This is a genomic window from Pelomonas sp. KK5, from assembly GCF_001984095.1.
Taxonomy (GTDB): Bacteria; Pseudomonadota; Gammaproteobacteria; order Burkholderiales; family Burkholderiaceae_C; genus KK5.
Map to the genome: position 1 here is coordinate 1 of NZ_LYVQ01000568.1, position 470 is coordinate 470.

1 protein-coding gene is annotated in these 470 nt (G+C 73.2%); it reads right to left on the minus strand.

Annotated features, from left to right (window positions below; translation table 11 throughout):
- On the minus strand, positions 1-470 hold a 470-nt coding region (locus B0W88_RS32280; protein WP_144007172.1), incomplete at both ends, for an autotransporter-associated beta strand repeat-containing protein.

Genomic DNA, 470 nt, shown 5'->3' on the forward strand with positions numbered 1-470 from the left:
CGCCGGTGTAGCTGTTGGCGCCGGTGAGGATCAGCGTGCCGCTGCCCTGCTTGGCGAGGCTGCCGCTGCCGGCGATGACACCGTCGAAGCGGCTGTCGGAACCGTCGCTGCCCAGGGCGATGCGCGAACCGTTGTCCAGCTGCACGCGGCCGCTGCCGCTCAGCTGGGCGACGGATTCGCCGGCCAGCAGCGTCAGCTGGGCGGGCGCGGCGACGCTGATCCTGGCGGTGTCGGCCAGCGCCGCGCCGCCGTCCAGCTGCAGCGTACCGAGCTCGACCGAGACCGGGCCGCTGAAGCTGTTGCTGCCCGAGAGCAGCAAGGTGCCGCTGCCGGTCTTGGTGAGCGCACCGGCGCCTTCGATGCGGCCGGTGAAGCTGCCGCTGCCGACCGACAGCAGTGCATCGGCGCTGGACAGGGTCATGGTGCCGGCCCCGTTCAGCGCGGCGAGGCCCAGGGCCACCGGGGTCTCG